Source organism: Cytobacillus sp. QJM3NY_8, from assembly GCF_056173585.1.
In genome coordinates this window covers 4,118,264-4,131,041 of record NZ_CM149681.1, presented here as the reverse complement: position 1 = coordinate 4,131,041, position 12,778 = coordinate 4,118,264, and the positions used below count along the sequence as shown (strand labels likewise).

13 protein-coding genes are annotated in these 12,778 nt (G+C 40.4%); 12 read left to right on the top strand and 1 reads right to left on the bottom strand.

The window, feature by feature from the left end; all coding sequences use genetic code 11:
- The first annotated feature begins 95 nt into the window (after positions 1–95).
- The 8 genes from mltG to AC0VZ9_RS21260 all read left to right on the top strand — a co-directional run bounded on the left by mltG (position 96) and on the right by AC0VZ9_RS21260 (position 8,869).
- Positions 96–1,229, top strand: a complete 1,134-nt coding sequence (gene mltG / locus AC0VZ9_RS21295) for an endolytic transglycosylase MltG (protein WP_019382891.1) — start codon at positions 96–98, stop codon at positions 1,227–1,229.
- Between the two features lie 537 nt (positions 1,230–1,766).
- Positions 1,767–2,402, top strand: a complete 636-nt coding sequence (locus AC0VZ9_RS21290) for an O-methyltransferase (RefSeq protein WP_254178576.1) — start codon at positions 1,767–1,769, stop codon at positions 2,400–2,402.
- Positions 2,403–2,407: 5 nt separating this feature from the next.
- A complete protein-coding gene (locus AC0VZ9_RS21285) occupies positions 2,408–3,337 on the top strand; it encodes a peptidase U32 family protein (protein WP_019382889.1) in 930 nt (309 codons plus the stop codon).
- 35 nt (positions 3,338–3,372) lie between these two features.
- A complete protein-coding gene (locus AC0VZ9_RS21280; RefSeq protein ID WP_009333055.1) occupies positions 3,373–4,641 on the top strand; it encodes a peptidase U32 family protein in 1,269 nt (422 codons plus the stop codon).
- A gap of 3 nt (positions 4,642–4,644) precedes the next feature.
- The gene (gene udk / locus AC0VZ9_RS21275; RefSeq protein ID WP_009333054.1) at positions 4,645–5,280 is read left to right on the top strand and encodes a uridine kinase; all 636 of its coding nucleotides are present in this window, start codon (positions 4,645–4,647) and stop codon (positions 5,278–5,280) included.
- Between the two features lie 229 nt (positions 5,281–5,509).
- Positions 5,510–5,986, top strand: a complete 477-nt coding sequence (gene greA, locus AC0VZ9_RS21270; protein ID WP_009333053.1) for a transcription elongation factor GreA — start codon at positions 5,510–5,512, stop codon at positions 5,984–5,986.
- A 56-nt stretch (positions 5,987–6,042) separates the two neighbouring features.
- Complete coding sequence (locus tag AC0VZ9_RS21265) at positions 6,043–7,836, top strand: peptidoglycan D,D-transpeptidase FtsI family protein (protein WP_009333052.1); 1,794 nt, start codon at positions 6,043–6,045, stop codon at positions 7,834–7,836.
- A gap of 364 nt (positions 7,837–8,200) precedes the next feature.
- Entirely contained in the window at positions 8,201–8,869 is a 669-nt protein-coding gene (locus AC0VZ9_RS21260; RefSeq protein WP_019382887.1) for a YrrS family protein, read from the top strand.
- Positions 8,870–8,897: 28 nt separating this feature from the next.
- Here the strand turns inward: AC0VZ9_RS21260 and AC0VZ9_RS21255 are convergent, their stop codons facing one another.
- On the bottom strand, positions 8,898–9,104 hold the full coding sequence (locus tag AC0VZ9_RS21255; RefSeq protein WP_009333050.1) for a YrzA family protein: 207 nt from the start codon (positions 9,102–9,104) through the stop codon (positions 8,898–8,900).
- 223 nt (positions 9,105–9,327) lie between these two features.
- Between AC0VZ9_RS21255 and mtnN the strand changes: the two genes are divergently transcribed.
- The 4 genes from mtnN (at position 9,328) to sigK (ending at position 12,560) form a co-directional block, all read left to right on the top strand.
- Positions 9,328–10,026 (top strand): 5'-methylthioadenosine/S-adenosylhomocysteine nucleosidase, encoded by a 699-nt coding sequence (gene mtnN, locus AC0VZ9_RS21250; protein WP_009333049.1) that lies wholly within the window; start codon positions 9,328–9,330, stop codon positions 10,024–10,026.
- Between the two features lie 231 nt (positions 10,027–10,257).
- The gene (locus AC0VZ9_RS21245; RefSeq protein WP_475396702.1) at positions 10,258–10,518 is read left to right on the top strand and encodes a YrhC family protein; all 261 of its coding nucleotides are present in this window, start codon (positions 10,258–10,260) and stop codon (positions 10,516–10,518) included.
- 375 nt (positions 10,519–10,893) lie between these two features.
- Positions 10,894–11,034: a YrzI family small protein gene (locus AC0VZ9_RS21240; RefSeq protein WP_019382886.1), complete on the top strand. Its 141-nt coding sequence runs from the start codon at positions 10,894–10,896 to the stop codon at positions 11,032–11,034.
- A gap of 806 nt (positions 11,035–11,840) precedes the next feature.
- A complete protein-coding gene (sigK, locus tag AC0VZ9_RS21235; RefSeq protein ID WP_009333047.1) occupies positions 11,841–12,560 on the top strand; it encodes an RNA polymerase sporulation sigma factor SigK in 720 nt (239 codons plus the stop codon).
- Positions 12,561–12,778 lie beyond the last annotated feature (218 nt).

Below are 12,778 nucleotides of genomic sequence, written 5' to 3'. Positions count from 1 at the left end.
GCAAGCAAGCAACTGGTTAATTTACAGGATAACATCATGATTTAGCCTGTCTTTTGCAAAAGAAGCCAACGTCTTTGGAACGGAGGGGATATGTGATGTCGGCAGACGATAAAAAAGGGAAAAAAGAAATAATGCGCGAAAAAATGATTGAGCGCCAAGGGGAAGCGAAAGTAGTCCGGAAAATTGTAATGATTGTTGCAATCATATTATTAATCTCAGCTGCTGCAGTGATTGGCGGCGGATATTTTTATATTAATTCAGCTTTAAAGCCTGTTGATCCCGACAATGATAAGCCAAAGAAAGTAGAAATACCAATCGGTTCATCTGTTACAGGAATCGGCACTGTTCTTGAAGAAAATGGAATCATCAGGGATGCACGTGTATTTAAATATTATGTGAAATTTAAAAATGAAGCTGGATTCATGGCAGGAGAATATGAATTAAAGCCTTCCATGAATATGAAGGAAATCCTGGATAGCTTGAAAACAGGTAAAGTTATGGAAGAAATGGCTTTCAAGATCACCATTCCTGAGGGAAAACAGCTTGAGCAAATTGCAGGAATTATTGCCGAAAAGACTGATAAAAAACCTGAAGACGTTTTAAAGAAACTCAATGATAAAGCGTTTATTGAGTCGTTAATGGCAGAATATCCTAAATTGCTGACAAAGGAAATCCTTGCACAAAATATTAAGTATCCCCTTGAAGGATACTTATTTCCGGCAACCTATCCTTTTTACAAAGAAGATCCGACTATAGAGGAAATTGTCAAAGTTATGCTCGATAAAACGGCATCAGTTATTAATGAATATAGAGGTGACATGGAGCAGCGTGAATACACCCCGCACAAATTATTGACAATGGCATCGCTCATTGAGGAAGAAGCAACGGCGAAAGTAGACCGTGATCAGATTGCCAGTGTTTTCTACAATCGGATAGACACAGGAATGCCGCTTCAGACAGATCCAACTGTCCTGTATGCACATGGAGAGCATAAATCAAGGGTCCTATATAAAGACCTGGAGATCGACTCGCCATACAACACTTATAAGTATCCTGGACTGACGCCAGGACCAATTGCCAATGCCGGTGTTTCATCGATTGAAGCAGCATTGGTGCCTGCAGAGACAGATTACCTGTATTTCCTGGCTACCTCTACAGGAGAAGTGCTTTTCTCAAAAACTCTGGATGAGCATAATCAAAAGAAAGCACAGCATATAACAAATAATTGAACAGCAAAAAGGGGAATGTGCAGATATAGCATTCCCCTTTTAATTATGGTAAAATAGATCAGGTGTTTTATTACAGTGAAACTTCAATTAGTGGGGGCCTTATCCCCGCTAATTGTTAGTTAAGGCCCACAGGATGTGGGTTACAAAGACATTGCCACTGGACAAGGAAAGCTACGGCAGCGATACATCGCACGACCGAAAGCGCAGCTTTTGGAAGGACGTGGCGTTCTTAGTCTTTGTTCTTCTTTCGTACCTTTACGGACAGTTTGACCTCACATATACTTCTTTGATTTTCATTCAGTCTTGGAGTGGGGTCTTATTGTCCGTTAGACTGCGATATAGCTTTGCAATAGCGTAAATCACGGACAAGCATGGATACAGGCTCACCTAAGCCGGAATGCCGCACAGCGCATTTTCACATCCTATCTGTGAACGCTATTTTTTCATGTCTAAATAGAAAAGCGGCTGAGACCTGTGAGTCCCTGGGAGCCGCAGCTTGACAATAAAATTCCGTCTGAACGAGGTGATGCCAGCTTGATGAACGATAAGCTGCATGCATATATAGAGGAAATAATACCTGAAAGACCCCAGTTACTGGACAAAATGGAGCAATACGCCAGGGAACATAATGTACCGATCATGGAACTGGCAGGGATCGAGGCAATGCTTCAGCTTTTGCGCATCCAAAGGCCTAAAACGATTTTGGAAGTAGGCACAGCAATTGGCTATTCTGCTCTCAGAATGGCATTTGCAGTTCCTGAAGCGAAAATTGTAACAATTGAACGCGATGTGGAACGTTATCAGCTTGCCGAGCAATATATAGATGAAGCCCGGAAAAAGGAGCAAATCCTTATTATAAAGGGAGATGCTCTGGAAGTTGAGGAGGATGTCAAAAAACATGGACCCTATGATGCTATATTTATCGATGCAGCAAAGGGACAATATCAGCGTTTTTTTGAATTATATTCCCGCTATCTCTCTTCTGATGGCGTAATCATTACAGACAATGTTCTTTTTAAAGGTCTTGTGTGTGAACCTGATATAGAAAATAAACGTATCCGGAATCTGGTTAAAAAAATTGATGTTTTTAATAAATGGTTAATGAGTCATCCTGAATACCACACAGTTATTTTGCCTGTTGGGGATGGCGTGGCAATTAGTAAAAAGAGGTGATCATAATGAAAAAACCTGAACTCTTAGTAACACCCGCAAGAGTTGAAGATATCGAGCAGCTTGTGTCAGCTGGTGCAGATGCCTTTGTTGTAGGTGAACAGCGTTTTGGACTGAGGCTTGCAGGAGAATTTACAAGGGAAGATGTGCAAAAAACGGTGGAAATTGCCCACGAGCATGGGAAAAAAGTGTATGTGGCGATGAATGCTTTATTTCATAATGATAAAGTGCCTGAACTCGAGGGCTATATCAGTTTCTTAAAAGAAATAAATGCAGATGCTATCATCTTTGGGGATCCTGCAGTATTGATGGCAGCCCGCTCGGCTGCACCTGATATGAAACTTCATTGGAATACTGAAACTACTGCAACAAACTGGTATACATGCAATTACTGGGGCAGAAAAGGTGCTAAACGCGCAGTCCTGGCAAGAGAGATTAATATGGATGCCATCATTGAAATAAAAGAAAATGCTGAAGTGGAAATTGAAGTGCAGGTTCATGGCATGACTGCAATGTTCCAATCTAAGCGCTCCTTGCTTGGCAATTATTATGAATACCAGGGAAAAGCTCTGGAAGTTGAAAACCGCAAACAGGAAAGAAATATGTTCCTTCACGATAAGGAACGGGAAAACAAATACCCGATCTTTGAAGATGAAAATGGCACCCATATCATGAGCCCTAATGACATCTGCATTATTGATGAACTGCAGGAAATGATTGAAGCTGGCGTTGATTCATTTAAAATTGACGGGGTATTAAAAAGTCCTGAATATATTATCGAAGTCACTAAGCTCTACAGAAAAGCTATTGATCTATGTGTTGAAGACCCGGACCAATACGATGAAATAAAAGAGGATCTACTCGCTGAAATTGAAGAAATTCAGCCAGCAAACCGTAAGCTTGATACAGGATTCTTCTTTAAAGAAACCGTCTACTGATTTGACTAAATTAAAAAGAAAGAGGAGGAAGCTTTATGGCAGCGGTAAAAGAGAAAATTTCCGAAATTGTCAACGGCAAAAGGGTTATTGTAAAGAAGCCTGAATTGCTTGCTCCGGCAGGAAACCTTGAAAAGCTGAAGATTGCCGTCCACTATGGTGCAGACGCCGTGTTTATTGGCGGACAGGAATATGGCCTTCGTTCGAACGCAGGCAACTTCACTTTTGAAGAAATGAAAGAGGGCGTGGAATTCGCCAAAAAATACGGAGCTAAGATTTATGTTACAACCAATATTTTCGCGCATAACGAAAATATTGATGGTCTTGAGGAGTATTTGCTGGGTCTTAAAGAAGCAGGAGTAGCTGGAATCATTGTAGCAGATCCGCTTATCATTGAAACCTGCCGCCGTGTTGCACCTGAGATAGAAGTCCATTTAAGCACGCAGCAGTCCCTGTCTAACTGGAAAGCAGTGGAGTTCTGGAAAGAAGAAGGATTGGAGCGTGTCGTCCTTGCGCGTGAAACAAGTGCGGAGGAAATCAAAGAAATGAAGGAGAAGGTAGACATTGAAATTGAAACCTTCATCCACGGGGCTATGTGCATTGCTTACTCCGGACGCTGTACACTCAGCAATCATATGACAGCCCGTGATTCCAACAGAGGCGGCTGCTGTCAATCCTGCCGCTGGGATTATGATTTATACCAGCTTGAAGGCGAGAATGAAGTTCCTTTATACAGCGAAGGAGATGCTCCTTTTGCCATGAGTCCGAAAGATCTTAAGCTGATTGAATCAATTCCCCGTATGATTGAACTGGGAATCGACAGCTTAAAAATAGAAGGACGCATGAAATCCATTCATTACATTGCAACAGTAGTCAGCGTGTACCGTAAAGTGATTGATGCCTATTGTGCAGATCCAGATAACTTCAAGATTAAGCAGGAATGGCTTGTAGAGCTCGATAAATGTGCTAATCGCGAAACAGCTCCCGCTTTCTTTGAAGGGGTTCCTGGGTATAAAGAGCAAATGTTTGGAAATCATAGCAAAAAGACGAATATCGATTTCGTTGGGCTTGTACTGGAATACAATCCGGATACACAGGTTGTTACCCTTCAGCAGAGAAACAAATTTCAGCCTGGAGAAGAAGTGGAATTCTTTGGTCCGGAAATTGACAATTTTACACAAGTCATCGATAAAATATGGGATGAAAAAGGCAATGAGCTGGATGCAGCGCGCCATCCGCTTCAAATTGTTCAATTTAAGGTTGATAAGCCGGTATACCCTAACAACATGATGCGAAAGGAGCTCTAATCAATGAAACGCAAACCCGTTGTAATTGGGGTGGCCGGCGGTTCCGGCTCAGGAAAAACGAGCGTAACCAAAGCGATCTATGATCGTTTCAAAGGGCATTCAATCCTTATGATCGAACAGGACTATTATTATAAGGATCAGACTCATCTGCCTTTTGAAGAAAGATTGAAAACGAATTATGACCATCCGCTTGCATTTGATAACGACCTGCTAATTGAACATATTGAAAACCTGCTGAGATATGAACCGATTAACAAGCCTGTATATGATTATGCCATGCATACAAGGTCCGAAGAGGTAATTGAAGTCGAACCAAAGGATGTCATCATTTTAGAAGGCATTCTGATCCTTGAGGATGAGAGGCTCCGTAATCTGATGGACATGAAATTATATGTAGATACGGATGCCGACCTGCGTATTATCCGCCGCTTATTCAGGGATATAAAAGAACGGGGACGCACCATGGATTCAGTTATAGAACAATATGTAAATGTGGTACGGCCGATGCATAATCAATTTATAGAGCCGACCAAAAGATATGCTGACATCATTATTCCTGAAGGCGGGCATAATTATGTTGCCATCGATTTAATGGTCACAAAAATTCAAACAATTCTTGAACAAAAGTCATTTTTATGAAACAATAGCATTGAAAATGTTCAATAGGACTTATCCTTTTACCGAATGGCTATGTTGCTTGCGATCAGCATTTTAAAATTATCAGAGCCAGTGAACATAAAAAGATGATCTGCGCGCCCTTTAACAAAGGACGCGCTCCTGTTCATTTTCCTAAAAATATGATAAAAAGAAGTACATACATTATAGAACACATACTTTTAAAGATGTGTAATTCGAAGGAGTGAAGGTTTTGGCTACAGAAAAGGTTTTCCCAATGACACAAGCAGGTAAAGAAAAACTTGAGCAGGAACTTGAATATTTAAAATCGGTTAAACGCAAAGAAGTGGTTGAACGTATAAAAATCGCAAGAAGCTTCGGGGATCTTTCCGAGAACTCAGAATATGATTCAGCGAAAGAAGAGCAGGCATTTGTTGAAGGCAGGATTACCACTCTTGAAAATATGATCCGCAATGCAAAGATCATCCAAGAAGAAGAAATGGCCGGAGATATTGTGGGACTTGGCCGTTCCGTTACTTTCGTAGAGCTTCCAGATGGAGACGAAGAAACTTACACTATCGTGGGAAGTGCTGAGGCGGATCCATTTGAAGGGAAAATCTCAAATGATTCGCCAATTGCCAAAAGCCTGATTGGCCGTACAGTTGGAGATGAAGTGACTGTTCAGACTCCGGGTGGAGAAATGAACGTACGTATTGTTTCCATTAAATAAGAATAGCTGGTTTGAAATCAGAAAACCTCGTCAAGACTTTTGACGAGGTGTTTTTTATGTGGAGAAAAAGAGCAGTAGGCTGGCTAATCGTTAGTTTCATGGTCCTTGGTTTTCTTATGGGCAGACTGATACAGCTGCAGCTTGTTTCAACAGAGCATTTTACAGACAGAGAAATTAATTTATTGGAATCGAGTGTCCGCCAGCGTTCCCAGGAAATGATTATTGATGCAGGAAGAGGGAATTTCCTGGATCGCAGCGGAAACCCAATGACATTTGAAAATAAATCTGTTCTTATATTATTCCCCTTCCTTGCAAGAATGGAATGGGATATAAATAAGATATCTAAGATTACAGGTGCTTCGGAGTATTCCTTGCGACATTCAGTTGAGAATGCAAAGGAGCCTTTTGCTTTTGGAACCCCAGAGCCAATTCAGCTGTCATTCGAGCAGATGGAGGACATCAATGCATTGAAAATTCCGGGTGTCTTTGCTGTTGAGAAGAAATACAGCCGTTCCGAAAAACCTGCAGCCCAGCTTATTGGAATTACTGGACAAAATCAGAACGTTTTAAATGAAAGATATCCGAGCAAAGATCTGTCTTCTGACACAATGATCGGCATTACCGGCATGGAGAAAAGTTTTGATGAGTTTCTGCTTCCTGAAGGAGCATCAAAACTTGTTTATCATGTGGACGGGACAGGCGGCCCGCTGTTTGGGATTGATGTAAAATATGTTGAGCCGGCAAATCCCTTTTATCCGGTCAATATTAAAACAACCTTGGACTACGATTTGCAGATGATGACCGAAAAATTGGCTGATCAGCATGGGATTAAAAAAGGGGGAGTTGTCCTCCTTGATATAGAGACTAATTCAGTTTTGGCTATGGTGTCACGTCCATCCATTAACAAAGATAATCCTTTTGATGAAGAAAGCAGCGGAACAGTAAATCATATGATTAAACAGCAAATTATGGGATCAGTTTTTAAAACAGTGGTGGCAGCTGCGGCAATTGATCAAGGTCTGGACGATCCGAAAAGGCAATTTGACTGCAGCAGGAAAATAAACGGGGAGCCTGATCTTAAATACCAGCATGGGATGCTGAATTTTAATGATAGCTTTGCCAGAAGCTGCAATAATACATTTGCTTCCATTGCTAAGGAGCTAAAAGATATTAACCCGGATCTCCTTGAGGAGTATGCAGATAAACTTTCATTAATGGGTCCTGTGAGCTGGCAGGGGGATATTTATCATTTTAATGATTTCAAACAGCTTCAAGACGAAGAAAAAGGACGAGTGTTTCTGTCAGAAGATGCAAAAAAAGACAGTAATTTTGCAGGCTTGACAGGGATCGGACAGCATGAAGTGAGAGCCACTCCACTTGCTGTTGCCAACATGATGGCAACTATAGCAAGAGGAGGAGATAAAGAAATGGTCCGGGTTGTTTCTAAAATAGAATATAAAAACAGTACATCTCTTATAGAATTCAAGGAGCAGAAGCTGGAGGGAGATAAAATTGCCCCTTTTACCGCTATGAAGCTTCAAAGGCTGCTTAGGGAAGTAGTATTAAATGAAGAAGGGACCGGCCGCTGGTTTAAAGAACTTCCATACGAGGTTGCAGGCAAATCGGGCACTGCAGAAACAGGTATTATGGCAGATGGGCAACAGCTTCACAATAAATGGTTTGCGGGTTATTTTCCTTATAAAAACCCAAAATATGCCCTTGTAGCTGTAAACCTGGAAGTTACTGAAGACACAGGAGGAGTAAATCCGCTTTTTTCTGATATTGTGAAAGAAATCTATAACAATAATCATAATGAAGAAAATCCTCCATCTGGCTCTGCAGACTCTTAAACAAATATGGTATAGTGTAACTTTCCTCATGCTGCCGTCGTCCATATAACTGCTGGCAGTGCCTGAGTCCATAGGTTATTCCTTTTAAGATAACCTGTTTCCATGTTAGAATGTTGACAGCCGCTGTTTAGGTTTTAATATTGATTCTATCAACGTATGTAGATTTTATGCATATGCACTGAGTTGATTGGAGCGGAGGGCGCTTTACTCCTGCGGGAAGCTCGCAGCACTCCCCGCGGGTTCGCTGCGGCCTGTAGCGGAAATTAACGGACTGATTTATAAGTAAAAATATATTATATTAGTGTATCAAACAGCACCTTTAGATATTTACTTGTAATCTTGACAGATTTGGGAGGAGAAAGCCTTGAAAGGGAATAGCAGAGAATCCCGTTTTGGAAAACGGGAAAAAAGAAAAAAAACCAATATCATTTTAAATAGTCTTATTGCATTTGTTATCGTCCTAATTATTGTTGTATCAGCCAAAATATTCCTCGGCGGAAATAATGACCAGGCAGTTCCTGCTGATGAACAGACAGCATCTGAATCGAAACAAAATGAGAGCAGCCAGGAAGACCAGGACAATGACATAGAGCAGGATAAGAGTAAAGACAAAGAGAAAGCAGATAAAGAATCTGATAAAGAAGAAAAAGAGGCTGAAGAGAATGAAGCTGAAGATGAGTCTGAGGAAGATAAAGAACAAGTCGTAACAGAAGGCGGAAGCGGGCCTGATGTTGAAAAAACGATTGAAAATCCAGCATGGAAACCAGTCGGCACATCTCAGTCCGGAGAACATACTGCTGTCTACGATCAAAATCATGTGGATTGGCAGGAAATGCTCAGTGCCATTTCATATGCTACAGGTATCGAACAGGGCAATATGACTGTTTGGTTCCTTGGCAATAATGGGCCAAACAGCTCTGTTGGGACAATTTCCACAAAAGATCAAAGCGAAAAGTACCGAGTATATATTGACTGGGTTGACGGAGAAGGCTGGAAGCCATCCAAAGTGGAAGTTTTAAATGCAATAAATTAATTAGGTAATAAGGACGCCAGCGGCGTCCTTATTTTTTTGCCTTAAAGTGCACCACTGCCGAGTAATACGTTCTCCCATTCTCATCGAGATGCATTTGATGGGAAACGTGATGGACGGTTAAAAGAATTGCTTTATTATGCTCAATTTGTGCATTTATCTTCTTTTCAAGATCTTTTAAAGCAAGAGCCTCAAAGAACTCAACCTTATCTTCTATCAAATCAAACTGAAAATTCATTGTGATTCCCCTTCCCTTCCATACTGTTTTCACTATTTATTTTATGGGGTGCATTTAAGTCTGGCAACTTTCAATTCTGGATAGGTGGCTGTATGGATAGATTATCGAATATGGCAAACATCCCGTCTATGATGGTAGAATAGACTTTGGATATTGCATATGGGCATTCTATTACTGATGAATGCAATCAAAAGCTTAGAAAAATGAGAAAGAGGTTTTATTTATGAAAATAGCTATTATTGGAGCAATGGAAGAGGAAGTAACATTACTTAGAGATAAAATAGAAGAAAAGAGCCAGGAAACGATCGCCGGGTGCGAGTATACAGCAGGGAAAATGAATGGCGCGGAAGTGGTGCTTCTCCGTTCAGGCATAGGCAAAGTAAACGCAGCCATGTCCACAGCTATTCTTTTGGAGAGATATAAGCCGGATTATGTAATTAATACCGGTTCTGCTGGAGGCTTTAATCCTGAACTGAATGTGGGAGATACGGTAATCTCCACGGAAGTTAGGCATCATGATGTAGACGTTACTGCTTTTGGCTACGAATATGGCCAGGTGCCCCAATTGCCGCCTGCTTTTGAAGCAGACAGCAATCTGGTGCAGATCGCTGAAGCGTGTGCAAAGGAAATCGGGGATATCCAGGTTGTCAGAGGGTTAATTGCAACAGGTGATTCCTTCATGAATGATCCTGCAAGAGTTGACTATATCCGTGATAAATTTACAGACTTGCAGGCAGTAGAAATGGAAGCAGCGGCGGTGGCACAGGTTGCCCATCAATTTCAGATTCCTTTTGTTGTCATTCGTGCACTTTCTGATATTGCTGGAAAAGAATCCGATGTTTCATTTGAGCAATTTTTGGAGAAGGCGGCACTTCATTCCGCTACGCTGGTAATGAAGATTGTCGATTCTCTAAAGCAATAATAAAGGATAACGGCGTTTTGGCGGCTTTTCATCATGGGAAGCCGTCTTTTCGTAATATCAGCACCTATATGTTTGCACTTCGATAACTGTCTAGCTTCAGGCGCCTTCTGCTTTTCTAATTTAGATGTTTTTCCCTCGCTTACAATATTTACATCACCTTCACAACTGCCATATATGTTAAAGTAGGATTATAGTCTTTTATAAGATCTATTCCATAGAAGGTGATAATAAATGAAAAATGAAGCAAAGCATTTATTTGAAAAAATGGTGGATTTCAAGCGTTTTGCAATTTCTATGCTTGCTGTCGGATCATTTTTTTACATTGGTTTGATTATCCCTGACACTGCAAACACAGTTTCTGATTTATATATAATGGCTGGATCTTCCTCAGCTTTCCTGTTTGGCTCAATCCTTTTCTTTATCCTTTCAAAACGTTACCGAAGTAAATTGAATGAAACGGATGAAGGACAGGAATACCTAATGAGGAAATAAATAAAATGAACGTCCGGATTTCCGGGCGTTTTTTTTATTTAATAAAAAAATTAATAAAAATAATCAAAAAAGGTTTACAAACCATATAACTGTGGATATAATTACCAATATAAGTGAAAATATTCTAAAAAGGAGGTCGAATGAAATGATGTTAAAAGCAATTGTATTAGAAGCACAGCTAAATAAATATTTTACAAATTCGACCTACATGGAATGGATCGCTTAGATTTGCTTAATTGACATTACATATCCATGCCGCAGGGAGAATTGTGCCCTGCGGTTTTTTATGCCTTATGGCCAGGCCGCTGGGAGTGTATCTCTTTGCGGCTTTTTTGTGCCTTCAGGCTGGATATGAATAAGGAGGTGGAATATCTAATGACACTAAATATATTATTTTTGACAGTCACAATAAAAAAACGTCAATTATCAGCAGAAGATGTTGTACGCGAACAATTGGCTAAAAAAATTATCGATCAAAACCGAGATCGTCAATTCTCTATTTACCGTCCATTTTAATTTAAGTATAAAAAATTAGGAAAGGTGGTTTGCTAAATGTTTTACATTTTACAAGGACGTCAGGCAATTTTCTGGGTGGAGAAAGATTCCACCTAACAAAGCTGTAACCGGTTAGGAGGTATGGTGCATGTCTTTGCATATTTTAATTTTAACCCTGAAATTCCGTAAAAAAAGGAACTGATCCACTTGATCCGGATTAACAGAATGTTCATATTCCTCTCCTTTTCTGAAGCAGAAACCATGTTACATTAAAGAAAATAAGGAATTTAATAGGGGTGTGAAAGATGTTTTGGATCGTAATGGGATTGGTTGTATGCGGCACTATCGGCTGCATCATATCGGCTGAGGTGAGCGTAGCCGAGTAACTTGGAATAAAAGAAAAAGGACTGACTTTGGGATTGAAAAGTCAGTCCTTTTTGTTTGGGAAAATCCAGAGAAATAATACGATTCCAGAAACTCCAAGCAATATCAGCAAGGTCTTTAAAGAAAAACCTTCGAAAATAAATTTGGCTAGGCTGTCAAGCAGAACAATAAAAAAAACGAGAGCTAAAATGATTCTCTGGGCATTCAAATATCAAGACCTCTTTCTTCCAAAGCTATGTATTGGGAATACCAGCCATAATTATTTATTACATGAATGATTATATCCTATTACTGTGACGGATAGCTTGTCTAATTGCAGAGAAAATGAAGAATAAAATATTTTCTGAAGAAAATATCTCGATTGGACAGACAAAAACAACTCCATCCATACATAGGAATTAGTTATAGACGTTTTTGAACGCATTCAAAGCGGGGGTGGAACGATGTCCGGTATTTTAACTGCACTCGGGTTTTTGGTTAAGGAGATTGTGTTTCTTGTATCTTATGTAAAAAATAATGCATTTCCTCAACCGCTGTCTCCTGCAGATGAAAAGAAATACCTGCGATTGATGGCTGCAGGCGATGCACATGCCCGTAATATGCTTATTGAACATAATCTAAGGCTGGTCGCCCATATTGTAAAGAAATTCGAAAACACAGGCGAGGATTCTGAAGATCTGATATCAATAGGGACAATCGGACTGATAAAGGCCATTGAGAGCTATTCAGAAGGTAAAGGCACAAAACTTGCCACCTATGCAGCCCGCTGTATTGAAAATGAGATACTGATGCACTTGCGGGCATTGAAGAAGACGAAGAAAGATGTATCCCTTCATGATCCCATCGGGCAGGACAAAGAAGGAAACGAAATATCCCTTATTGACGTTCTTAAGTCGGAATCTGAGGATGTTATTAATACCATACAGTTAAATATGGAGCTGGAAAAAGTGAAGGAGTATATTGATGTTTTAGATGACAGGGAAAAAGAAGTAATTGTGGGTAGGTTCGGGCTTGACCTGCAAAAAGAAAAAACACAAAGAGAAATTGCCAAAGAGCTTGGCATCTCTAGAAGTTACGTCTCCCGTATTGAAAAGAGGGCACTGATGAAAATGTTTCATGAGTTTTATCGGGCGGAAAAAGAAAAAAGGAAAAATAACAGCTAAAGGGACAGTTCAACTGTCCCTTTGGTTTTTGTATAGGAACTATAAAATGGAGCGTTGTGAATAAATCCGCGAAATGTTGTCTGCATCCAGCTCCAGCGCCCGGGTCATAAGCCAAATCACTCCAGAAATCAGGCAAGGAACGCTTCGGCAGAGATGCTTCGCCCGACCACAGCTTGCTTTGGGAGGTTTCCTGCGTGAAGTCTTATGCCTGTTGGACT